The 21,654-nt window shown below is 66.1% G+C and carries 20 protein-coding genes; 11 read left to right on the top strand and 9 right to left on the bottom strand.

Annotated features, from left to right (window positions below; translation table 11 throughout):
* Nucleotides 1–26: 26 nt before the first annotated feature.
* On the top strand, nucleotides 27–836 hold the full coding sequence (locus AWC12_RS02460; RefSeq protein ID WP_085172209.1) for an SDR family NAD(P)-dependent oxidoreductase: 810 nt from the start codon (nucleotides 27–29) through the stop codon (nucleotides 834–836).
* A 169-nt stretch (nucleotides 837–1,005) separates the two neighbouring features.
* The gene (locus AWC12_RS02455; protein ID WP_024448480.1) at nucleotides 1,006–1,653 is read left to right on the top strand and encodes a TetR/AcrR family transcriptional regulator; all 648 of its coding nucleotides are present in this window, start codon (nucleotides 1,006–1,008) and stop codon (nucleotides 1,651–1,653) included.
* Nucleotides 1,654–1,655: 2 nt separating this feature from the next.
* On the opposite strand, the gene AWC12_RS02450 is transcribed toward AWC12_RS02455, so the two are convergent.
* Genes AWC12_RS02450 through AWC12_RS30970 form a run of 3 tightly spaced genes read right to left on the bottom strand, consistent with a single transcriptional unit; the run spans nucleotide 1,656 to nucleotide 2,762 of the window.
* Complete coding sequence (locus tag AWC12_RS02450; protein WP_024448479.1) at nucleotides 1,656–1,997, bottom strand: heme-binding protein; 342 nt, start codon at nucleotides 1,995–1,997, stop codon at nucleotides 1,656–1,658.
* A 19-nt stretch (nucleotides 1,998–2,016) separates the two neighbouring features.
* Nucleotides 2,017–2,343 (bottom strand): heme-binding protein, encoded by a 327-nt coding sequence (locus tag AWC12_RS02445; protein ID WP_024448478.1) that lies wholly within the window; start codon nucleotides 2,341–2,343, stop codon nucleotides 2,017–2,019.
* 23 nt (nucleotides 2,344–2,366) lie between these two features.
* A complete protein-coding gene (locus tag AWC12_RS30970; RefSeq protein ID WP_165762757.1) occupies nucleotides 2,367–2,762 on the bottom strand; it encodes a hypothetical protein in 396 nt (131 codons plus the stop codon).
* Nucleotides 2,763–3,088: 326 nt separating this feature from the next.
* Here AWC12_RS30970 and AWC12_RS02435 point away from each other — a divergent pair, with 326 nt between their 5' ends.
* The 4 genes from AWC12_RS02435 to AWC12_RS02420 are packed head-to-tail and all read left to right on the top strand — an operon-like array spanning nucleotide 3,089 to nucleotide 6,364.
* A complete protein-coding gene (locus AWC12_RS02435) occupies nucleotides 3,089–3,643 on the top strand; it encodes a hypothetical protein (protein ID WP_024448476.1) in 555 nt (184 codons plus the stop codon).
* Complete coding sequence (locus AWC12_RS02430) at nucleotides 3,640–4,962, top strand: Dyp-type peroxidase (protein ID WP_085172098.1); 1,323 nt, start codon at nucleotides 3,640–3,642, stop codon at nucleotides 4,960–4,962. Before AWC12_RS02435 ends, AWC12_RS02430 begins: the two co-directional genes overlap by 4 nt.
* Nucleotides 4,959–5,972, top strand: coding sequence for a hypothetical protein (locus tag AWC12_RS02425; protein ID WP_085172096.1), 1,014 nt, complete (start codon nucleotides 4,959–4,961; stop codon nucleotides 5,970–5,972). Before AWC12_RS02430 ends, AWC12_RS02425 begins: the two co-directional genes overlap by 4 nt.
* Nucleotides 5,969–6,364, top strand: a complete 396-nt coding sequence (locus AWC12_RS02420; protein ID WP_234813810.1) for a YybH family protein — start codon at nucleotides 5,969–5,971, stop codon at nucleotides 6,362–6,364. Before AWC12_RS02425 ends, AWC12_RS02420 begins: the two co-directional genes overlap by 4 nt.
* A gap of 6 nt (nucleotides 6,365–6,370) precedes the next feature.
* Here the strand turns inward: AWC12_RS02420 and AWC12_RS02415 are convergent, their stop codons facing one another.
* Nucleotides 6,371–8,569: a helix-turn-helix transcriptional regulator gene (locus AWC12_RS02415; protein WP_085172094.1), complete on the bottom strand. Its 2,199-nt coding sequence runs from the start codon at nucleotides 8,567–8,569 to the stop codon at nucleotides 6,371–6,373.
* 99 nt (nucleotides 8,570–8,668) lie between these two features.
* Between AWC12_RS02415 and AWC12_RS02410 the strand changes: the two genes are divergently transcribed.
* The 3 genes from AWC12_RS02410 to AWC12_RS02400 all read left to right on the top strand — a co-directional run bounded on the left by AWC12_RS02410 (nucleotide 8,669) and on the right by AWC12_RS02400 (nucleotide 14,997).
* Nucleotides 8,669–13,213, top strand: coding sequence for an ATP-dependent helicase (locus AWC12_RS02410; RefSeq protein WP_085172092.1), 4,545 nt, complete (start codon nucleotides 8,669–8,671; stop codon nucleotides 13,211–13,213).
* Nucleotides 13,213–13,965 (top strand): endonuclease VIII Nei2, encoded by a 753-nt coding sequence (nei2, locus tag AWC12_RS02405; protein WP_085172090.1) that lies wholly within the window; start codon nucleotides 13,213–13,215, stop codon nucleotides 13,963–13,965. Before AWC12_RS02410 ends, nei2 begins: the two co-directional genes overlap by 1 nt.
* 105 nt (nucleotides 13,966–14,070) lie before the next feature.
* Nucleotides 14,071–14,997, top strand: coding sequence for a type IV toxin-antitoxin system AbiEi family antitoxin (locus AWC12_RS02400; protein ID WP_085172088.1), 927 nt, complete (start codon nucleotides 14,071–14,073; stop codon nucleotides 14,995–14,997).
* 31 nt (nucleotides 14,998–15,028) lie between these two features.
* Here the strand turns inward: AWC12_RS02400 and AWC12_RS02395 are convergent, their stop codons facing one another.
* The 3 genes from AWC12_RS02395 to AWC12_RS02385 all read right to left on the bottom strand — a co-directional run bounded on the left by AWC12_RS02395 (nucleotide 15,029) and on the right by AWC12_RS02385 (nucleotide 17,898).
* Nucleotides 15,029–15,454, bottom strand: a complete 426-nt coding sequence (locus AWC12_RS02395; RefSeq protein WP_085172086.1) for an MTB12 C-terminal domain-containing protein — start codon at nucleotides 15,452–15,454, stop codon at nucleotides 15,029–15,031.
* Between the two features lie 168 nt (nucleotides 15,455–15,622).
* Nucleotides 15,623–16,747, bottom strand: a complete 1,125-nt coding sequence (locus tag AWC12_RS02390) for a fatty acid desaturase family protein (RefSeq protein ID WP_085172084.1) — start codon at nucleotides 16,745–16,747, stop codon at nucleotides 15,623–15,625.
* Nucleotides 16,748–16,839: 92 nt separating this feature from the next.
* Complete coding sequence (locus AWC12_RS02385; RefSeq protein ID WP_085172082.1) at nucleotides 16,840–17,898, bottom strand: ferredoxin reductase; 1,059 nt, start codon at nucleotides 17,896–17,898, stop codon at nucleotides 16,840–16,842.
* Nucleotides 17,899–17,967: 69 nt separating this feature from the next.
* Between AWC12_RS02385 and AWC12_RS02380 the strand changes: the two genes are divergently transcribed.
* Together AWC12_RS02380 and AWC12_RS02375 are read left to right on the top strand one after the other, a co-directional pair.
* A complete protein-coding gene (locus AWC12_RS02380) occupies nucleotides 17,968–18,651 on the top strand; it encodes a TetR family transcriptional regulator (RefSeq protein WP_024448466.1) in 684 nt (227 codons plus the stop codon).
* 9 nt (nucleotides 18,652–18,660) lie between these two features.
* The gene (locus tag AWC12_RS02375; protein WP_085172080.1) at nucleotides 18,661–19,440 is read left to right on the top strand and encodes an enoyl-CoA hydratase/isomerase family protein; all 780 of its coding nucleotides are present in this window, start codon (nucleotides 18,661–18,663) and stop codon (nucleotides 19,438–19,440) included.
* Nucleotides 19,441–19,515: 75 nt separating this feature from the next.
* Here AWC12_RS02375 and AWC12_RS02370 read toward each other — a convergent pair whose 3' ends face one another.
* On the bottom strand, nucleotides 19,516–20,661 hold the full coding sequence (locus AWC12_RS02370; protein WP_234813809.1) for an aromatic ring-hydroxylating oxygenase subunit alpha: 1,146 nt from the start codon (nucleotides 20,659–20,661) through the stop codon (nucleotides 19,516–19,518).
* A gap of 113 nt (nucleotides 20,662–20,774) precedes the next feature.
* Nucleotides 20,775–21,545 (bottom strand): SDR family NAD(P)-dependent oxidoreductase, encoded by a 771-nt coding sequence (locus AWC12_RS02365; RefSeq protein ID WP_024448463.1) that lies wholly within the window; start codon nucleotides 21,543–21,545, stop codon nucleotides 20,775–20,777.
* Nucleotides 21,546–21,654: the final 109 nt, after the last annotated feature.

The following is a 21,654-nucleotide window of genomic DNA, read 5'->3' as shown; positions in this document are numbered from 1 at the left end:
GCACCCTCACGGCCGACAATCGGGTCATGGACTTAGCAGGCAAGACAGCCATCGTCACCGGCGTAGCGTCGGGAATCGGCGCCGCACTGGCCGTCGAACTCGCCGCCAAGAACGTCAGCGTCGTCGTCGGTGATCTCGACGAATCCGGCGCCCACGCCACGGCTGACTCGATCCGCGACTCCGGCGGTGCCGCCGCGGCGCTGCGCGCCGATGCGGCCGATATCGCCGACATCGAAGCCCTCATCACGCTCGCCGGACAAGAGTTCTCCCCTGTCGACATCTATGTGGCCAACGCCGGGGTCATCGGAAAGCCGGGTCTCGGAACGGAATCCGACTGGGACGTAATCCTTGATGTCAATCTGCGGGCCCACATCCGGGCGGCGCGTCTGCTGGTGCCGCACTGGCAGGCGCTGGGCTCGGGGCACTTCGTGTCCATCGCGTCAGCGGCGGGTCTGCTGACCCAACTCGGTGCCGCGGGCTATGCGGTGAGCAAGCATGCCGCCGTGGGTTTCGCCGAGTGGCTCGCGATCACCTACGGCGACGACGGCATCGGGGTCAGCTGCGTCTGCCCCCTCGGGGTCGAGACACCGCTGCTGCAGACGATCCGGGGCATGGACGATCCGGAGGTGAAGCTCGGCGCGTCGTCGATCGCGCAGTCGGCGAGCGTGATCAGCGCAGCCGACGTCGCGTCGGTGACGGTGGCGGCGATCGAGGAGAACCGCTTCATGGTGCTGCCGCACGCCGAGCTGCTCGAGATGTACCGGCACAAGGGCGGCGACTACGACCGCTGGGTGAGCGGGATGCGTCGGTATCAGCGGACACTGCGAGCGCACTGACGGGCGACGAACGCGCGCAAAAGCACCGGTGCCGACGGCGTGTCGGCGAGCAGACGCGCGCGCTCGCGGGGCAAGGCGCGCGCGCTCGCGGGGCAAGGCGCGCGCGCTCGCGGTGCACAGGGACCCAGAGTGCACAGCTGTTGTACATGTGTTAACTAGGATCGGGGTCATGGCTGAATCACGGCGCAGGCTCTCGCCCGACGATCGCCGCAACGAACTCCTGGCGCTCGGCGCCGAGGTCTTCGGTCAACGGCCGTACGACGAGGTGCGAATCGACGAGATCGCCGAGCGCGCAGGAGTGTCCCGCGCTCTGATGTACCACTACTTCCCCGACAAACGGGCGTTCTTCGCCGCCGTCGTCCGCGCGGAGGGCGAGCGACTGTTCGAAGCGACCAACACCCCGCCACAGCCGGGGCAGACATTGTTCGGCCAGGTTCGCGCCGGTGTGCTGGCCTACCTGCAGTACGACGAACATCATCCCCACGGCGCCTGGGCGGCATACATGGGCATGGGTCGTGCCGACCCGGTGCTGCGCGGGATCGAAGACATCGACAACGACCGCCAGGCCAACCGCATCATCGACCGCATCGTCGGCGCAGTCGGCGGCATCGACCACAAGGTCGAACGCGACCTGCGCGCAACCGTCTACGGCTGGCTGGCCTTCACCTTCGAAATGTGTCGCCAGCGGCTGCTCGACTCGTCATTGGATGCCGATTTCATCGCCGACCTGTGCGCCCACGGCCTGATGGATGCCGTGGGACGGGTTCCGGGAATCCCTTCGACGCTCGCTGAAGCGGTGGCGCCCGACCGGCGCTGAGTTCAGCCCTGCAAATGGCCGCAGCGCTGCCGGAATTCGACCAGCGGTGCGCGAATGCCGCGGAGTTCGGCCGCCACCTGAGGGTTGGCGTCCATGTACTGGGTGACAGCGACCTTCTTCTCGTCGGCGTTCATCTTGAGCAGGGAGCTGAAGAAGTCGTTGACCGGCGGGTGGGTGAACAAGTACGCCGACGTGGCGGCGCTGACGCCGGTGGCGATGCCGGCAACGTCGGCCGCCGTGCAGTTCGGCACGGGCTGCGCAGAGGCCGGAACCGCGACAGCGCTCAGGGCTGCGCCGACACCGAGAGTCGCGGCGAGAAGACACCGCGCAGAGAAGAAACGCACAACGGAATCGTATGTCGTGTCAGCCGCAGCGGTTCCGGAAATCCGTCATGGGCTGACGAATGGCCTGCAGCTCACCGCGCACTTGCGGGTTCGCGGTCAGGAACGCCTCGAGAGCCGCCTTGCGCTCCTCCGGAGATTTGCCCTTCAGGGTGGAGAAGAAGTCGTTCACCGGCGGATGGGTGTACAGATAGGCCGTCGTCGCGGCCATGACCCCGGTCATCGTCCCGGTGAGATCGGCCGAGGTGCAGTTGGGGGGCGCCGGCGGCTGTGCGTGCGCCGGCGCCGCGCTGAGCGCACCGAGGCAGGCGATGGCCGCCACCGCGCGGACAAGGGTTCGAGACGACATGTGTTTCTCCTCGTTTGCGTTGGTCACCGTCGTCCGCCTCCACCGCGGCCGCCGCCTCCGAAACCGCCACCTCCGCCGAACCCGGGTCCTCCCGGTCCGCCGGGTCCGCCGATGCCTCCGGGTCCGCCGGGACCTCCCGGGCCGCCGGGACCTCCGGGGCGTCCGGGATCCCAGTCGATGTCGGCGTCGAAGTCGACGTTCCACCACTCGTCGCAGTCGTACCAGTTGATGTCACAGGGATACGGGACGTACGGGCCCGACGATCCGCTGGGCCCGTCACCTGTATTGGAGCCGCGTACTGTGCCCTGGGAGCAGATGGTCGTGCCGCCAGAGCTGGTGCAATCGGCCGCGGCGGGGGGTGCCACCGCCAGCGCGGTCGACACCACGACAGGCGCGACCAAGAAGGTCACGAACCGCATTGCAGACTCCTCGCCCGTAGGTTCAGCCTGAGGTTAAGCAGGTGCGGTGACCGCGACATCCCCCACAAAGGGGGAAGTTTGCTCAAAGCGGTTATCCCCGGGCGCTGACGGGGTAGCCTCCAATTCGCCTGGGGTCAGGCCCTTTCGGCTGTCCCTAGCAGTCACGCCAGGCGTGACCCCAGGCCTCAACCCGTGACCAGCGCCCGGCCGTGACACAGCACGCCATTTCGTGCTCGGCGACAGCCGACGAGCTTCCCCCAGTTAGGGGGAGGACACCCGCTGACACGCCGCCTTAGCATCCGATCGACGCGATCGAGAGGCTTGCCATGGCGGACAACAGATGGGCGCAGCCCGCAGCAATGGCCATTCCACCGGAGGGCTATCACGAATTGGAGCGAGGCCGCTACGGGCCCGTCTTCCCGCGGACTCCCGCCTGTCACGGCTTCTCGATCATCGCCAAGGTGAAGGAAGGACGCGAGGACGCCGTGCGCGCCTACGGCAAACAGATCGAGGAGGCGATAGCGGCGAGTCCCGACGTGCTCGCCCCGCTGCGCCTGCACTATCTGCGCTGGATCCTGTTCGACGTGGGGTCGGGGCTGCACTTCCAGTACCAGGGCATCTTCGACACCGACTTCGACAAGTACACCGAAGACGCGGTACGACTCTTCAGCGCCACCGGCATCACGACCGTATTCACCAATCTCGAGGGGTTTCCCGACGACTGGAAGACCAACCCCGATGCGTTCATCACGTTCGTGCGTGAACACCAGGTGCCGAGCTTCCTGGAGTACGGCGAATACCCCTACGTGACCGCCGACGAGATCAAGAAGGCCTTGCGGCTCAAGGCGGCGTTCTCCGACATGCTCGACCAAATGCAGTGACACTCGAACTCGACGACATTCAGCACATTCTGTTGACCCGCACTCCGGCCATGACCGGCAGGTACGAGTTCCTCACGTTCGACACCGCCGCCGGCGGTCGGACATGGCTGTCTGAGCTGCTCGACCGGGTGCAGTCGGCATCGGATGCGGTCGCGACGCTGGATGCGTCGAAACGCTGGATCACGTTGGCGTTCACCTGGAATGGGCTGCGTGCGCTCGGCGTTCCCGACGAATCGCTGGCCACTTTCCCCGAGGAGTTCCGCGAAGGCATGGCCGCGCGGGCCGACATCCTCGGCGACACCGGCCCGAACGCTCCGGAGCATTGGGTGGACGGTCTGGCCAGTGACGACATCCACGCCATCGCCATCCTGTTCGCCCGCGACGACGACGAGCACCGGCGGTGCGTGGGCGAGCACGACAAGCTCGTCGCACGCTGCGACGGGGTGCGCACCGTGTCCTATCTCGACCTGAACGCCCACCCGCCGTTCAACTATGCCCACGATCATTTCGGATTCCGGGACCGCCTTTCTCAACCCGTGATGAAGGGGTCGGGTGAGGAGCCGACACCGGGTTCGGGCCCGGCACTGGAGCCCGGAGAGTTCATCCTGGGCTATGCCGACGAGTTCAGCCCCTCTCCCGAGGTTCCTGAGCCAGAAGCGTTGTCCCGCAACGGCAGCTACATGGCGTACCGGCGACTTCAGGAGCATGTCGGCGCCTTCCGCGCGTATCTGGCCGACAACGCCGACAGCCCGCAGGAGCAGGAGCTGCTGGCCGCAAAGTTCATGGGTCGCTGGCGCAGCGGCGCACCCCTGGTTCTGGCGCCTGAGGCTGACGACCCCGAACTCGGTGCAGACCCGTTGCGCAACAACGACTTCAACTACAAGGAGATGGATCCCTTTGGCTACGCGTGTCCGCTGGGATCCCACGCCCGACGGCTCAATCCGCGCGACACCGCCCACAACATGAACCGGCGCCGCATGATTCGCCGCGGCGCCACCTACGGCCCGGCACTCCCGGACGGTGCGCCGGAGGACGGCGTGGATCGCGGAATTGCCGCATTCATCATTTGCGCAAGCCTGGTGCGGCAGTTCGAATTCGCGCAGAACGTGTGGATCAACGACAAGAGCTTCCACGAACTCGGCAACGAGCACGATCCTATCTGCGGAACGCAGGACGGCACGCTGGACTTCACCGTGCCGAAAAGGCCGATCCGCAAAGTACACAAAGGCATCCCCGCGTTCACCACACTGCGGGGAGGCGCGTACTTCTTCTTGCCCGGCATCAGCGCTCTGAGATATCTGGCGGAGGGAAGCCCATGACAGTCCGAGCGGCCCGCACCTACAACCAACAGCACGTCGCCCGCCCGCGCGACGGCCGTCGACGCATCAGCATCTACTGGACATGGAGTTATCCCTGGGAGGCGCAACGGGATCCGGCGGCGATGTCGAACAGGTTCTCGACACTGACCGAGGTGCGCAACGTGGTCTACCCGGCGTATGAGACGGCCGAGTTTGAGGCCGGCAATTTCCTCCAGGGCATCGCCGGGACCCTTGAACTGTTCCACCGCTCCACCCTGTCCTTCCAGGACCTCGTCGGGGAGGTCACCGGCCACCCGGTCGCGGTGTTCCAACGTGTCGACCAGGCCGGTTACCCCCAACCGATCGACGAGAGGATTCTGGCCGACACCGACACGCTGATGGTGTTCGGGCTCGACCACCTCAACTCCGGCCTGGAGGCCGCCCGGGAGGAAGTGGAAGCGATCCGCGAATGGCTGCGACAAGAAGGCAATTGCCTTCTGCTCGCGCCACACCATGACGTCGGGTTCACCGATGACCTCACTCAACGACAGATCGAGTACGAGCACCACGGCGACCGACTCGTACCGCGCAAACAACGCTTCAGCCGCTACACCCGGTCGTTGATGCGCGCACTCTCAGTTCCCGTGCACAACATCTGGGGGCTGCGGCCCGATGTAGTCGACGGAACGCGGGATCCCCTGCCGCTGAAAACTTTTTGTGATTTCGATGAGCTGGGGCTGCTCGCCGACGTACCAACGCTGAGCTTCCATCAGCACCTTCCCCACTACGAGTTGACCGCACCCGAGGGCGCGAACCTGCGAGTGCTGGCACGCCAGCCCGTGGACCTCAAACGACCCCACCCCTTCACCGCAGCCGGCAACACCGCCTTCAACGCGGTCATCTGGATGCCCCCCGACGGCGAACGCGCCGCCGACATCGTGCTGATCGATTCGACGCACTTCACCACTCTGTTCGGCGGCACGGACAGCTTGCGCAACCTCTGGCGGAACCTGACAAGGATGGCTCTGTGACACAGAATCCGTTCGACACCGTGGTGCGTTACGTCGATGCGTTCAACGGCGCCGACGTCAACGCGATGGCGTCCGAGTGCGCTGACGTGATGCAGATTCTCGACGGCATGGCACCCCACGTGTGGGTAGGCCCGGCGGCGACCCGTGACTGGTGGCGTGACGTGCTGACCGAAGGCGAGCATCTGGGTGCTTCCGACTACCGGATCTCACTCGAGGAACCGCGACACGTCGACGTCACCGGTGATTGCGCCTACGTCGTGGTGCCGGCGACGATGACGTTCGATCTCCGAGGTGACCGTCGGACGCAGACGGGATCGACGTTCACAGTCGCCCTAAGGCGCAGTGGCGGCGCATGGCTGATCGCGGCGTGGAGCTGGTCGAAGGGAGCGTGAGAGCTCTCACTCCGGGATCAGACCGACCCGTTTGCCTTCCGCGACCGCCTCGGCACGCGACGTGACTCCCAGCTTGCGATAGATGGATGTCGCCTGGCTCTTGGCCGTCTCCCGGCCCACCATGAGCACCTCCGAAATGCTCTGCAGCGAAAGATGTGTCGCCAAATGTGGCAGCAGCCGCAGCTCGGCTGCGGTCAGCGGACGCGCAGCGCCCGTCGCCAACGACTTGACGCGTTCGATGCGCTGCAGGAGTGCCACCGCGTCGGGTTCGCGATGACGGAGGCGCTCCGCCGCGGCGAGGTGCTTGGCAAGCAGGTCCGGGTCCGCGATGACAGCGCCCGTCCATGCCAGCAGTCCGTGGCCCGTCAACGCGGTGCGTGTAGCCAATTGGCCCAGCCGGTCGAGCAGAACCTCCGTCATACCGACGGCTTCCCGGGCCGACGCCACATCACCGACGCGTGCGCCCATGACCGCACTCGTGGCATACACGACGATCATCGGAACCACATCGCACAGGTCGTATTTGTCGGCGAGGGTGCGCGCAGCGTCGCTGCGCTGCACGGCGCTCTCGTCGTCCCCGCCGCCCAGGTCGAGCAATGCCAGGTGCGCAAGGGCTGCCGCCTGGAAACCCGGAAGATCCTCGGTGACCGGGAGGGCAGACTCGAGCAGTACGCGGGCCCGGTTTGCCTGGCCCCGCATGGCCTCCGCCGCACCTTTCATGACGGTGGCCGCCCCCCACCACGGGTTCACCAGGCTGTCACCTGCGGCACGCACCACATCCGCGTGGCGGATGACGTCATTCACGCCGCCGGCTCCCAGCATCGAGCTAATCAGTGCCACAGCGACTTTCACCGACGGCGTGTCGTCCGACAGAGGTTTCCCGTCGTCGCAGCGGTGCGCCAGCATCAGCGAGCGCTGGATCAGTTCGGCATCGGCCGTCGTGACTCCGAGCCACGCCCGGGCCACGGCGGCGTCGGGATGCTCGGCGAAGGTGCGTGCATCGAGCATGCTCAAGCGACGGGCGAGCACTCCGGCGCGTCCGTCGAAACTGAGCCGGACCGCTTCGCGATTCACCAGCGACGCGGCGCGCGCCCGGTCTCCCGCATCCAGTGCCAGCAGCAGCGCACCGTCGATGTCGCCCTCACGCTCGAGCAGATCTGCTGCGCGCACTGCCAATTCACGGAAACGCGCAGTGTTGCTGGCCCGTAGTCTTTCTCGCAGTACGTCTCCGAACAGGTGATGGTAGCGGTACCAGCGATGCCGAAAGTCCAAGGCAATCAGGAACGGATTGCCCGTGGTGGCCATGGACTCCAAGACATGCGCGGAATCGTGGCGATCCAAGACGGCGTCGAGTTGTTCTGCGTTGAAACGGTCGAGGACCGCAGATTCGACGAGGAAGGTGGCGATGTGTGCGTCGAGGCGGTCGAGGACTTCTTCGACGACGTACTCGACAACCAGGTTGTTCCGACCGCTGAGAGCTTCGAGTGCCGCCCCGTCGCGCAACGCCATCGCGGTCAGGATGATTCCGGCCGCCCATCCCTCGCAGAGGTCCACGACCGCGGTCGCGGTCGCGTGGGTGCGGGGTCCGCTGACGATCTCCAGGGCAGCCAACGCCTCATCGCGGGAGAACCTCAGCATCTCCTGACCGACTTCGACCACGGTGTGCTGCAGGCGGCGGCGCGCAATCTCCAGTGGGAGCATGTACCGGCCGAGGAGGGCGATGGTGGTCGTCGGCGGCGCGGCATCGATGAGCAGGTGCAGCGCGGTGATGGCGTCGGGAGCCGACAGTTTGTGGACATCGTCGACGACAAGGACGAGCGGCCCGCACTCCTCGAGCACCCGCACGACCGTCGGCAACAAGTGGGTGATCGGGGGCCGTCCTGGCCCACGCAGATAGTGCAGCAGACCATGGTCGATCTGAGTGAGTTCGACGACCGCTGTCGCCAGGTGCAGCAGCAGGTGGGCGGGGTCGTCGTCAAGGTGGTCGATGCGCGCCCAGGCGAACGACCGGTCGTCGTCGGCGTCCCACAGTGCGGCCGCGGTCGTCTTGCCGTATCCCGCCGGCGCAGTGATGACCACGAGGTCGCCGCCTGAGGCTGACCGCAGAACTCTGATCAGATCGGGGCGCGGCACGACGCGGTCGGCGATCCTCGGCCGACCCATCGTGGCGGCCGGAATATGCGGCCGCCAGTCCCCCGCCACCACAACCGGATCTTAGGCCTCTGACTTCGCGATATGGATAGTTTTTGGCGACGACGGTCAGCCCGGACGTGGGTTGTCGGTGCAGGAGGGCACCATGGAGCCATGCCCACCACGACCGATCCGCTGTCACGCTTCAGCGCGTTGACGCGCGAGTGGTTCGCGGGCACGTTCGTCCAGCCGACCCCGGCGCAGGCCGAGGCCTGGAAGGCCATCGCCGCGGGGGAAAACACGCTGGTCATCGCTCCGACCGGCTCGGGTAAAACGCTGGCGGCGTTCTTGTGGGCGATCGATGGGTTGGCCCGCCAACCGCAGGCCAAGCGTGTCACTCGGGTCCTCTACGTCTCCCCGCTCAAGGCGCTCGCGGTCGACGTCGAACGCAATCTCCGCACCCCGCTGACCGGTATCTCGCGTATCGCCGAGCGCACCGGAGAGGAACCCCCGGCGATCAGCGTCGGCGTGCGCTCCGGCGATACCACTGCCAGTAAGCGCCGCGAACTGATCACCAAACCGCCCGACATCCTGATCACCACACCCGAGTCGTTGTTCTTGATGCTCACATCCGCGGCTCGCGAGACGCTGGCCGACGTCGAAACAGTGATCGTCGACGAGGTGCACGCCGTGGCGGGCACCAAGCGGGGCGCCCATCTGGCGGTGTCGCTGGAGCGGCTCGACGCGATGCTGGACAGGCCCGCGCAGCGCATCGGTCTCTCGGCGACGGTGCGTCCGCCCGAAGAGGTGGCCCGGTTCCTGTCCGGCGCCTCGCCCACGACCATCGTGGCGCCTCCTGCCGCCAAGACGTTCGACCTCACGGTGCAGGTGCCCGTCCCCGACATGGCCAACCTCGAAGACAACTCGATCTGGCCGGACGTCGAGGAACGCATCGTCGATCTGGTCGAGGCGCACAACTCGTCGATCGTGTTCACCAACTCGCGGCGTCTCGCCGAGCGGCTGACCGCGCGGCTGAACGAGATTCACGCAGAACGGGCCGGTATCGAACTGGGCGCCCACAACCCCGGGGTGGCCGGCGGGGCACCCGCCCACATCATGGGCAGCGGGCAGACCTACGGTGCCGAGCCGGTGCTGGCACGCGCCCACCACGGCTCGGTCAGCAAGGAGGCGCGCGCCGACGTCGAAGACGCTCTCAAGAGCGGCCGGCTCAAAGCGGTGGTGGCCACGTCGAGTCTTGAGCTCGGCATCGACATGGGCGCAGTCGATCTGGTGATCCAGGTCGAGACGCCGCCGTCGGTCGCCAGTGGTCTGCAGCGCGTCGGTCGCGCCGGGCACCAGGTCGGCGAGATCAGCCAGGGCGTGCTGTTCCCGAAGCACCGCACCGACCTGATCGGTTGCGCGGTCAGCGTGCAGCGGATGTTGGCCGGGCAGATCGAGACGATGCGGGTGCCGACAAATCCGCTCGACGTGCTGGCCCAGCACACCGTGGCGGCCGCCGCCCTCGAGCCGATCAGCGCCGACGCGTGGTTCGACACCGTGCGACGCAGCGCGCCGTTCGCAACCCTGCCGCGCAGCGCATTCGAGGCGACGCTGGACCTGCTGTCGGGGAAGTATCCGTCCACCGAGTTCGCCGAGCTGCGACCCCGCATCGTCTACGACCGCGACACCGGCACGCTGACATCGCGCCCGGGCGCGCAACGGCTGGCGGTCACCTCAGGTGGGGCGATTCCCGATCGCGGGCTTTTCACCGTGTTCCTGGCCTCCAGCGCCGACTCCGAGAAGCCTTCCCGGGTCGGGGAACTCGACGAGGAGATGGTCTACGAGTCCCGGCCCGGCGACGTCATCTCCCTGGGCGCGACGAGCTGGCGCATCACCGAGATCACCCACGACCGGGTGCTGGTCATTCCCGCGCCCGGTGAACCGGCGCGGCTGCCGTTCTGGCGCGGCGACGGCGTCGGTCGTCCCGCCGAACTGGGTGCGGCCATCGGCGCCTTCAACGGCGAGCTGGCTCGGCTGGACCGCACCGAGTTCGAATCACGCTGCCAGGAAGTCGGATTCGACGACTTTGCGACCGACAACCTGTGGCAGCTCATCGACGAGCAGCGCTCGGCGACGTCGGCGGTGCCGTCGGACACGACGCTGATCGTCGAGCGCTTCCGCGACGAACTCGGCGACTGGCGAGTCATCCTGCACTCCCCCTACGGCTTACGGGTGCACGGACCACTGGCGTTGGCGGTCGGCAAGCGGCTCTACGAGCGCTACGGCATCGACGAGAAGCCGACGGCGTCCGACGACGGCATCATCGTGCGGCTCCCTGACACCGACGACGCGGCGCCCGGCGCCGACATCTTCGTGTTCGACGCCGACGAGATCGAGCCGCTGGTCACCACCGAGGTAAGCAGCTCGGCCCTGTTCGCATCGCGGTTCCGCGAGTGTGCCGCCCGCGCCCTACTGCTGCCGCGCCGCCACCCCGGCAAGCGGTCACCGCTGTGGCATCAACGCCAGCGTGCCGCGCAGCTGCTCGACGTCGCACGCAACTACCCCGACTTCCCCATCGTGCTCGAAGCCGTGCGCGAGTGCCTGCAGGACGTCTACGACGTTCCGACGCTGACGGCGCTCATGGGTCGCATCGCCCAGCGCCGGGTTCGCATCCTCGAAGTGGAAACCCAGACGCCGTCTCCGTTCGCCGCATCGCTTCTGTTCGGATACGTCGGCGCATTCATGTACGAAGGGGACAGTCCACTCGCCGAACGGCGGGCTGCAGCACTGGCTTTGGACCCGACCCTGCTGGCCGAGCTGCTCGGACGCGTCGAACTGCGCGAGCTTCTCGACGCCGACGTCATCGCCACCACGACGCGCCAGCTGCAGCACCTCACCCCGGAGCGACTGGTTCGCGACGCCGAGGGCATTGCCGACCTGTTGCGACTGCTTGGACCCTTGACCGCCGACGAGATCGCCGAGCGGTGTGTCCAGTCCGAGATCGGCGGCTGGCTCGAGGGACTGCTGACCGCCAAGCGCATTCTGCCGGTGTCGTACGCCGGCCAGACGTGGTGGGCTGCTGTCGAGGACATCGGACGTCTGCGCGACGGTGTCGGCGTGGCAGTTCCCGTCGGCGTGCCGATGGCGTTCCTGGAGCCGATCGTCGATCCGCTGGGCGAGCTTCTTTCGCGGTATGCGCGGACCCGGGGCCCGTTCACCACGGCGGACGCGGCATCCCGTTTCGGACTCGGGTTGCGAGTGGCGGCAGACGTACTGGGCCGGCTGGCCGCCGACCGCAAGCTGGTTCGCGGTGAGTTCAGCGACGTCCCAACAGATTTCGGAGGCGTCGAACAGTGGTGTGACGCCGAGGTGCTGCGCATCCTGCGCCGGCGTTCGCTGGCGGCATTGCGTGCCCAGATCGAACCTGTCAGCACGACGGCGTTCGGGCGGTTTCTTCCCGCGTGGCAGATGCTGGGCACCGACTCGGTATCAGGTGTGGACGGGCTCGCCGCGGTGATCGATCAGCTGGCGGGTGTGCCGATGCCGGCGTCCGCGGTCGAGCCGCTGATCTTCGGGCAGCGCGTCCGCGACTACCAGCCGGGGATGCTCGACGAACTGCTGGCCTCGGGCGAGGTGCTGTGGTCGGGATCGGGCGCGCTGTCGGCCGCCGACGGCTGGGTGTCCTTCCATCCGGCGGACACCGCGCCGCTGTCGCTCGCCCCACCGGGCGAACTCGAGATGACCGACGTCCACCATCAGATTCTGGCGGCACTGTCGGGTGGCGGTGCGTACTTCTTCCGCCAACTGGCCATCGACGGGGTGCCCACGGAGTCGTTGAAAGAAGCTCTGTGGCAGTTGATCTGGGCCGGGCACGTCGGCGGTGACACGTTCGCTCCCGTGCGGGCGCTGCTGGCGGGCACAAAAGGACCGGGCTCGCGGCGTGCGGCGACCCCGTCGCACCGGCACCGGAGGGCTCCGCGGCTGAGCCGCTACAGCCTCAGCACGTCGAGCCTCAGCGCGCACCGCGACTCCGACCCGACTGTGGCAGGACGATGGTCGGCCCTGCCCGTCCCGGAAGTCGATTCCACGGTGCGCGCGCACTACCAGGCCGACCAGCTGCTGGCGCGTCACGGAGTACTCACCAAGGGTGCGGTGGCCAGCGAGAACATCGTGGGCGGTTTCGCGTCGATGTACAAGGTGCTCACCACCATGGAGGATGCCGGACGGTGCCAACGCGGCTACTTCGTCGAGTCGCTCGGCGGTGCCCAGTTCGCGACGGCGAGCACTGTCGACAGGCTGCGTAGCCATGCGGACAGCATCGACGACAAGCAGCAGAGCCTGCGCGCGGTCGCGCTGGCGGCCACCGACCCTGCCAACCCGTACGGCGCGGCGCTACCGTGGCCGTCCCGCGGAGCCGAGGGTGACACCGCGCATCGCCCGGGTCGCAAAGCCGGAGCGCTCGTCGTGCTCGTGGACGGCGCGCTGGCGTGGTATGTCGAACGGGGAGGACGCTCGCTGCTGAGCTTCGGCATCGACCAGGAGACGGCGAACGCGGCGGCCGCTGCACTGGCCGAATTGGTCACCCGGCGAAGGGTTCCCGCGCTGCTGGTGGAACGTGTCGACGGCGTTCCGGTACTGGAGGCGCGGGACTCGCACGTCGTCGAGGCGCTGGCGACGGCGGGCTTCTCGCGGACACCGCGCGGGCTGCGGCTGCGCTGATGCCGGAAGGGGACACCGTCTTCCGCACCGCAGCCAAACTGCTAGAAGCTCTGGAAGGCAGGGAGCTGACGCGGTGCGACGTCCGCGTTCCCCGCTACGCGGCGGTGGACCTGTCCGGTCAGGTCGTCGACGAAGTGCTCAGCCGCGGCAAGCACCTCTTCATCCGGGTGGGCCAGGCCAGCATTCATTCGCATCTGAAGATGGACGGCGCCTGGGTGATCGGCCGCGTCCGGCAACCGGCATACAAGATCCGAATCGTGCTGGAGACGGCCGATTCTCGTGCCTCTGGCATAGACCTGGGAGTGCTGGAAATACTGGACCGTGCGACCGACATGGAGGCCGTCGCGCACCTGGGGCCGGACCTGCTCGGGGCCGACTGGTCGGCTCAGACGGCCGCAGCGAACCTGGTCGCCGATCCCGATCGCCCGTTGTCCGAAGCGCTGCTGGATCAGCGGGTGATGGCAGGCGTGGGCAACGTGTTCGCCAATGAGATCTGCTTCGTGTTCGGACTGCTGCCAGGCACGGCTGTCAAAGAAGTCGCGGATCCACTGCGTCTGGCCAACCGGGCCCAGCAGATGTTGTGGCTCAACAGGTTACGCATCAACCGCACCACCACCGGAAACACCCGACCCGGTCAAGACGTCTGGGTGTACGGCAGGGCGGGACTGCCCTGCCGTCGCTGCGGCACACCGATCGAGACCGACAAGGACACCGAGCGAGTCACCTACTGGTGCCCCAACTGCCAACGCTGACAGAGCTTTCGCCGAAACTGCATTCCACGCGCATGTCTGGGGATAACTTCAACACTGCAGGCAATCTCGGCGAATCCTGTCGGACTCAGCGCCGATCATTCGCTCATGGACGACATCATCATCGGCACCGAGGCGCTCGCCAGCGGTGCAATCACGAGCCACACCCTTCGACGGTATTACCGTCCTCTCTTTCGCAACGTGCACGCGCCGCGGGATCGGATCGTGACGGTCAGAGATCGCGCCATAGGCGCCTGGCTGTACTCGCGCCGCGTCGGCATCGTCACCGGTTTGGCGGCGTCGTCCCTGCACGGGGCGAGGTGGATCGACACCGATATCGACATCGAGCTGATCTTCACATACACCCGGCCACCGGACGGCATCATTGCCCGCAACGAGCGGATCGCCTCGGACGAGTGGCGCGAGCTTGACGGGCTTCCCGTGGCGACTCCGTCCCGGACTGCATTCGACCTGGGCCGCCACCGGCCCGATTACGAGGCGTTGGGCCGGCTGGACGCGCTGATGCGAGCACAGCCTTTCTCGATCGGGGACGTCGCGCTGTTGGCCGAACGCTATAGGGGCGCACGCGGCGTCGCACGCCTGAAGGCGCTGCTTCCCTTCATCGACGGAGGCGCCGAATCGCCCCGCGAATCCTGGTGGCGAAAATTGGTTCTTGACTGCGGCTTTCCGACGCCTAGAACCCAGATCCCCGTCGCGGACGAGACCGGACATCACGTTCGCTTCCTCGACTTCGGATGGGAGGACTACAAGGTCGCATTGGAGTATGACGGCGACCAACACCAATCGGATCGCGCTCAATACCTCAAGGACCGATTCGTTGTGCCTGAGCTACGGCGTCTGAACTGGCACGTCACATCCGTGGTGAAGGAGGATGACCCCGTCCTCGTCATCAACTCGCTTAACCGGGCCATGCTGGCGCGCGGCTGGCGCGGGACCATTCAGATCCCGTCTTACGCATACGGCTATGCCGAAAGAGTCGCCGAAACTGCATTCCGTGCGGGGCTTCCCGCCTGAGGGCCGCACGGAATGCAGTTTCGGCGGAGGCCTAGACGGTGCAGTCGACGCCTGCTACGTCGCGGGCGATCACGCATGCCGACGGGTTGGACAGCTTCCACGCGCCGTCCTGGTCGATCCAATAGATGTTGTGTGTCTTGGTTCCGAAGATCGGGATCGTGACCGCGATCTGCGCATCGAGCTGGTCACCGTTGAGAACCGGGTTCTGCACCTGCCAGTTGACCATGCCGCCATAGGTGTTCAACCGGTTGGCAATGTTGTCGGCGGTGGGGATCGCAGCCTCGCCGCCGGCCAGCTTGGATGCGCGCACCTCGCTGGGCGTTCCGGTATTCAGCACCTGCTGCAATTCGGATGTCAGCTCACCCGCGGACGGCACCGGAGGCTGCGCGTAGGCGACACCCATCCCACTCAGGGCACCCGCCGCCAACACCGACACCGCCGCGATCGCAGCACGCATGAACGCTTCCTTCCGCAAAGATGAGCCGACCCTGGCACACCTCACCACGCGGACGGCAGGCCCACAAGGCCTACGTCCCGCGTCGCACCAACACCGAAACTGCATTCCATGCGGCGAATTCCGAGAGGAGACCGCGCGGAATGCAGTTTCGGCGAGAAGGCGAGCGGGTTAGAACGGCAGCGCGTACTTGAAGATCTTGCGGACCACCGTCGCGAACTGCCGCGGCAGCGGACCGGTGTTGTAGGGCACGCCGTAGCGTTCACAGATCTCGCGCACCTTGGGTGCGATCTCCGCGTGCCGGAACGCCGGGATATCCGGGAACAGGTGATGCTCGATCTGGAAGGACAGGTTGCCACTCAGAATGTGGAACAGCTTTCCGCCGGTCAGGTTCGCCGAACCGAGCACCTGGCGGAAGTACCACTGGCCCCGCGTCTCAGCCTTCGTCTCCTCGATCGAGAACTCCTGAACATCTTCCGGGAAGTGTCCGCAGAAGATGATCATGTAGGCCCACACGTTGCGCATCAGGTTCGCGGTCAGGTTGCCGGCGAACACCCATGGCGCGAACGGCCCGGCCAGCAGCGGGAAGGCGACGTAGTCCTTCAGCGTCTGGCGCTTGGTCTTTCGCCAGATGCCTTCCAGGATTTCGCGCTTGTCGGTCAGGGTTATCTCACCGGCGGCGATCTTCTCGCTTTCCAGCTCGTGCAGCGCCACCCCGTACTGGAACAGCACCATCAGCAGGAACGCGTACACCGGGTTGCCGAGGTAGTACGGCCGCCACTTCTGGTCGGTGCTCATCCGCAGGATGCCGTAGCCGATGTCGCGGTCCAGCCCGACGATGTTGGTGTAGGTGTGGTGCATGTAGTTGTGCGAGTGACGCCATTGGTCGGCCGGGCACGCGGTATCCCATTCGAAGTTGCGGCTCGAGATCGCCGGATCGCCCATCCAGTCGTACTGGCCGTGCATGACGTTGTGGCCGATCTCCATGTTGTCGATGATCTTGGACAGGCCCAGCATCGCTGTGCCCGCCAGCCAGAACGGCGGGAAGATGCCACCGAACAGCAGGGCGCGACCGCCGATCTCAAGTCCGCGCTGCGCCTTGATCATTCGCCGAATGTAGGTGGCGTCGCGCTCCCCGAGGTCGGCGATGACAGTTTCCTTGAGCGCGTCGAGCTCGCGACCGAAGGCCTCGGCCTGCTCGGGGGTCAGGGTGACGGTCTTTCCGGCGACGGTCTTGCTGAGAGTCCGCGCCTGCGCAGACGTCTCGGGAGTGGTGGTGTCCAGAGTTTCGGTCATGATTCCTACCTCTCAGTTGGTGCCGAGACTGCATCTACGGTGCGAATTCGGGCGGAAACACCGCACGGAATGCAGTTTCGGCGGGGGTTGGCTTAAAGGTCGATGACAACGTCGCCGACGGGGGCCGAGACGCAGATCTGCACGTCCTCTTCCTCGGTCGACGAGACGGCGCCGGTGATGACATTGCGGACAGCGCCGCTTGTTTTGCGTCGTGTGCACGAGAAGCAGATCCCCATGCGGCATCCGCTCTCGGGGGTCAGGCCGGCGTTCTCGGCCTGGTTGAGAATCGGCTGACCGTCGTCGACGACGTCGATGCCGGCTCCGGTGAAACTCACGTTCCCGCCGGATGATTCGGTGATCGTGAACTCGGGCGGCACGAAGCTCTCCGACTCGGCATGCGGAAACACCTCACGAACCGCGTCGACAAGAGCCGGCGGCCCGCACGCGTACACCGCATCGGGTTCTGTCATCGCGGTGTGCGCCGGGTTGAAGCGGCCGTCGAGATCAGAGCCGGTGGTGTCACGCGTATATCCGTGCAAGACGGTCACGTTCGGCATCACCCGGGCGATCTCGGCCAGTTCGGCGCGGTAGCAGGCCTCGTGCACCGACCGTGCGTAGTGGACGAAGACCACCTCGCCCGTATGCCGCCGGGATCGAAGTGTGCGCAACATCGACATGACAGGGGTGATGCCGCTTCCGCCGGAGACGAAGAGGATCTTGCGGCCCGGGTGCTCGGGAAGCGTGAAGTCTCCGCCCACCGAATCGAGGCCGACGACCATGCCGCGGCGCGCGTGTTCGAACAGATAGTTCGAAACCAGTCCGCCGTCGTGGCGACCGATGGTCAGCTCGATGTGGCCGTCGCCCTCGCCGTTGGCCGGCGAGTAGGGCCGGGTTCGGCGTCGCCCGTCGATGTCGACGGAGACGTTGATGTGCTGACCGGCCCGGAAGCCGGTGAAGGCCCGGTTGGGGGCCAACGTCAGGGTCACACTTCGCGGCGTGGTCCGCCGCACCCCGACAACCCGAGCGCGGCCCTGCCCGCGCGTCCAGGTGGGGTCGACCAGCTCGGTGTAGCGGTCGACGCCGTGGGGACCGGTCAGGAGGTCCAGCAGGGCGGACCGCTTAACCCGCTTGGTCAAAGTTTCAGTGAACATGTGTACACCGTGCGCGCTCAGCGCTGGTCACGTCAAGAGATCACTGCAGCTTGTGGTAGGTTTCACATAGTGAACAGTCGTACTCCCAGCTCACGATCGGGGCATTCGAGCCGCTCCCGGTCGAAGGAAAAGAGCAGGGACACCCTGTCGCGGGAGGAACGCAAAGAGGCCACCCGCCGCGCGATCGTCTCCGCTGCACTGCACCTGCTCGCCGAACGAAGCTTCAGCGCACTGAGCCTGCGCGAGGTCACCCGAGAAGCCGGGATCGTGCCTGCCGCGTTCTATCGCCACTTCGAATCGATGGAAGCCCTCGGGCTGGTGCTGATCGACGAATCGTTTCGCGCCCTGCGCGACATGCTGCGTGGCGCCCGCGCAGGCAAGCTCGATCCCAACCGCGTCATCGAGTCATCGGTCGACATCCTCATCGACAGTGTGCAGCAGCGGCGCGAGCACTGGCGGTTCATCGGACGCGAACGCTCCACCGGCGTCACGGTATTGCGTTACGCGATCCGCACCGAGATCCGCTTGATCACTTCGGAGTTGGCCATCGACCTGGCGCGCTTCCCGAACCTCAACACATGGAGCAGCGAGGACCTCAACATCCTGGCCAGTGTTTTCGTCAACACGATGATCGTGATCGCCGAATCCCTCGAAGACGCCACCGAACCCGCGAGTATCGAGGAGATCCGGCGTGTCGCGGTCAAACAACTTCGGATGATCACCGTCGGCGTGGCGGGGTGGCGCAGCGGTTAACGTTGCGGGATGTCGTCGACACTCGAAGTGACACTTCCCCGGCCTGAGATCGCCGTCCTCACTCTGAACAGGCCGGACAAGCTCAACGCGCTGACCTACGAATTGGTCGAGGCGTTGCATGATGCACTCGATGCGGCCGGCAACGACAACACCGTGCGCGTCGTGGTGCTGACCGGGGCGGGATGTGGCTTCTGCTCCGGCCTGGACCTGAGCACCCCGAATCCTGACGAGGCGGGCGGCGGAACCGAGTTCCCTCGATCGGGGATGCGGTGGCAGGAACGCATCGCCGAGCTCACCGCCAAGATCCACCGGCTGCGTCAGCCGGTGATCGCGGCCGTCAACGGCGTCGCCTACGGAGGCGGTTTCGGCATCGCCGCGGCGTGTGACATCCGCGTTGCGTCACCGTCTGCGCGGTTCTGCACCCAATTCATCAAACTCGGGTTGGGCGGCTGCGATATCGGTGTGAGCTACACGCTGCCCCGGATCATCGGCGCGGGAACCGCATTCGACCTCATCTTGACTGCACGTGCCGTGGACGCCGAGGAGGCGCTGCGGCTCGGACTGGTATCCCGCGTGACGGAGACCCCGGTCGACGAGGCGATGAGCATTGCCGAAACCCTCTGTGATTTCGGGAAGTTCGGCGTCGAGTCGACGAAGCAGGTGCTGTGGGCGAACCTCGAAGCATCGAGCTTGGAAGCGGCCCTGCACCTGGAGAATCGCAGCCAGATCCTGGCTTCGACAAGCGGCGAGATGCGCGAAGCGGCCGCCAAGGTGCTGCGCAAAGGTTGAGACTCGCCGAAACTGCATTCCGCGCGGGCTTGCCCGAGTGGACACCGCATGGAATGCAGTTTCGGCGACAGGGGGCTAGTCCAGTGCGACTCCCAGTTCGCCTGCGAGCACCCGGATCATGTGCTGGACGCCAATCTCGTTGCGGCCGATGAGCATATGGTCGTGCTGGCCGTGCCGTACGCCTTCACCGCACTGCGGAAGCATGACGAAATCTTCGTCTCGAACCGCGGCATGCACCTGGTCGTAGATCTGGTCATAGAAGGCCCGCTGCGCGTCGTCGGTGGCCGGGTAGCGCGCCATCCAGCTGTGCCGGACTGAACACCGCGTCGGCTCCCCGGCAGGCAGGATGTCGATGATCTCCACCCCCACCGGACTGTTGGCCAGGATCAGGTTCGGATAGATCCAGTAGATGACACCCATACGGAGAACGGGATCCCAGTCCTCGCCCGGATTCTCGTTGAGGTCGGTGATGTTGTTGAACGGGAAGCCGATTCGATGATGGCGGCCCCACTCGTCGTAGACGTGGGTGTTGGCGACGGTGTTCTGGCCGATGACGCTCTGCCCGTGGACGAAGGGAAAGTGATAGCCCTCGGCGAAGGCTTCGAGCGCTCCCTTCCAGCTGGTCTCCGACTCGAACTCGCGCTGATCGTGGTATCCGAAGGCCGCGTAGTTCCACTGCTCGAGCTCGGGCGCGAAATCGCCCAGGTGCGCGTCCAGGTCGATATCGACTCCCGCCGTCAGGACTGCCCACACGAACCCGAAGCGTTCCTCGTTGGGCAGCTCGACCAACCCGTAGGAGTCGTGATCGACACCGGCGAATCCCGCGCTTCCGGGAACGCGCACCAGCTTGCCGGCGGTGTCGTAATTCCATGCGTGATAAGGGCATACGAAGCGGCGGGAGTTTCCGCTGCCGCAGGCGGGCATGGCGCCGCGGTGCCGGCAATAGTTCAGGAACACATGCGCACGCCCCGACGCGTCCCGAGTCACCAACAGCGAATCACCCAGCACCGAACGGACCACATAGTCGTGACAGTTCGGGATCTGAGCGCTCGGCACGATTGCGAGCGGGGTGCGCCGCAGGATCGACGACTCCTCGATCTCGGTGATCTTCGGGTCGCGGTAGTAGTGCAGCGGCACCCGCAGCACCGACTCGGCCATGTCGGTGGTCTTCCCGTTCACTAGAGAAAGACCGCGCTCGGTCAACGTATGGTCGATCGTCACGACAGTCACCATACACATCGACGGGACCGTATGGTCAGGATCTTTCGCCGAAACTGCATTCCGTGCGCGAATCCGGCCGCGAAGGCCGCATGGAATGCAGTTTCGGCGCGGTCCTATCTTGGAGTGCCTCCGCCGTCGACCATGATGACCTGCCCGGTCATATAGCTGCCCGCGTCCGACGTCAAAAGCAGTGCCGCACCCACCATCTCGTCCGCGGAGGCCAGCCGACCGAGCAACGTGCCGCCGACCATGCCGTCGATGGCCTCCTTCGGGTTCTTCCGCATCATGTCGGTGTCAACAGGTCCCGGCGCCAACGCGTTGACGCGGATGCCGTGGTGCACGAACTCGGCCGCCATCGACCGGGTGAACGACATCATCGCCGCCTTCATAGAGGCGTAGATCGACAGAACCGGCGCGAAGATGAACGCCCCGATCGACACCATGTTCAAGATGGCGGCGTGCTCGCTGGACTTCAGGTGCGGCAGCGCCTCCTGCACCAGCATCACGGGCCCACGAAGATTGACCTCGAACGACTTCGTCAATGCATCGACAGTGATGTCTCCCAAAGGCATCGCGAGCGGATTCGCAGCATTGTTGACGACGACGTCCACGCCGCCGAATTCCGCGACCGTGCGCTCGACGAGCACACCGAGGTCGTCAACCTCACCCAGGTGGGTCGGCACCCCGATGGCCTGACCTCCCAACTCCCGAAGATGCTGCGCGGCCTGCTCGCAGGCGTCGGCCTTACGGCTGGCCACCACCACCCGAGCGCCGGCCAGGACGTAACCCTCCGCCAGAGCAAGCCCGATCCCGCGCGTGCCTCCGGTGACGATGACGGTGCGGTCCGTCATGTCGAAAAGCCGGTCGAACGTGGGACGGTCCATCAAATGCATCCAGCAACGTTGATTCGGCGCCCGACGTCCGCGCAGACGCTGACGTTCGGCGCAGGCGGGATGTACACCGGCGGAGGGGGCGGCGGCGGTGGTGGTGGAG

It is taken from the genome of Mycolicibacterium iranicum (assembly GCF_002101705.1).
GTDB lineage: Bacteria > Actinomycetota > Actinomycetes > Mycobacteriales > Mycobacteriaceae > Mycobacterium > Mycobacterium iranicum.
The sequence above is the reverse complement of the archived record's forward strand: the minus strand, read 5'-3'. Positions and strand labels throughout refer to the sequence as shown.

Excerpts from the sequence above, each read along its gene's own strand:
- nei2 (WP_085172090.1), top strand. The coding sequence starts at position 13,213 with ATGCCGGAAGGGGACACCGTCTTCCGCACCGCAGCCAAACTGCTAGAA.
- AWC12_RS02390 (WP_085172084.1), bottom strand. The coding sequence starts at position 16,747 with ATGACCGAAACTCTGGACACCACCACTCCCGAGACGTCTGCGCAGGCG.
- AWC12_RS02395 (WP_085172086.1), bottom strand. The coding sequence starts at position 15,454 with ATGCGTGCTGCGATCGCGGCGGTGTCGGTGTTGGCGGCGGGTGCCCTG.
- AWC12_RS02365 (WP_024448463.1), bottom strand. The coding sequence starts at position 21,545 with ATGGACCGTCCCACGTTCGACCGGCTTTTCGACATGACGGACCGCACC.
- AWC12_RS02385 (WP_085172082.1), bottom strand. The coding sequence starts at position 17,898 with ATGTTCACTGAAACTTTGACCAAGCGGGTTAAGCGGTCCGCCCTGCTG.
- AWC12_RS30970 (WP_165762757.1), bottom strand. The coding sequence starts at position 2,762 with ATGCGGTTCGTGACCTTCTTGGTCGCGCCTGTCGTGGTGTCGACCGCG.
- AWC12_RS02425 (WP_085172096.1), top strand. The coding sequence starts at position 4,959 with ATGACAGTCCGAGCGGCCCGCACCTACAACCAACAGCACGTCGCCCGC.
- AWC12_RS02455 (WP_024448480.1), top strand. The coding sequence starts at position 1,006 with ATGGCTGAATCACGGCGCAGGCTCTCGCCCGACGATCGCCGCAACGAA.
- AWC12_RS02445 (WP_024448478.1), bottom strand. The coding sequence starts at position 2,343 with ATGTCGTCTCGAACCCTTGTCCGCGCGGTGGCGGCCATCGCCTGCCTC.
- AWC12_RS02460 (WP_085172209.1), top strand. The coding sequence starts at position 27 with ATGGACTTAGCAGGCAAGACAGCCATCGTCACCGGCGTAGCGTCGGGA.
- AWC12_RS02375 (WP_085172080.1), top strand. The coding sequence starts at position 18,661 with ATGTCGTCGACACTCGAAGTGACACTTCCCCGGCCTGAGATCGCCGTC.
- AWC12_RS02410 (WP_085172092.1), top strand. The coding sequence starts at position 8,669 with ATGCCCACCACGACCGATCCGCTGTCACGCTTCAGCGCGTTGACGCGC.
- AWC12_RS02400 (WP_085172088.1), top strand. The coding sequence starts at position 14,071 with ATGGACGACATCATCATCGGCACCGAGGCGCTCGCCAGCGGTGCAATC.
- AWC12_RS02435 (WP_024448476.1), top strand. The coding sequence starts at position 3,089 with ATGGCGGACAACAGATGGGCGCAGCCCGCAGCAATGGCCATTCCACCG.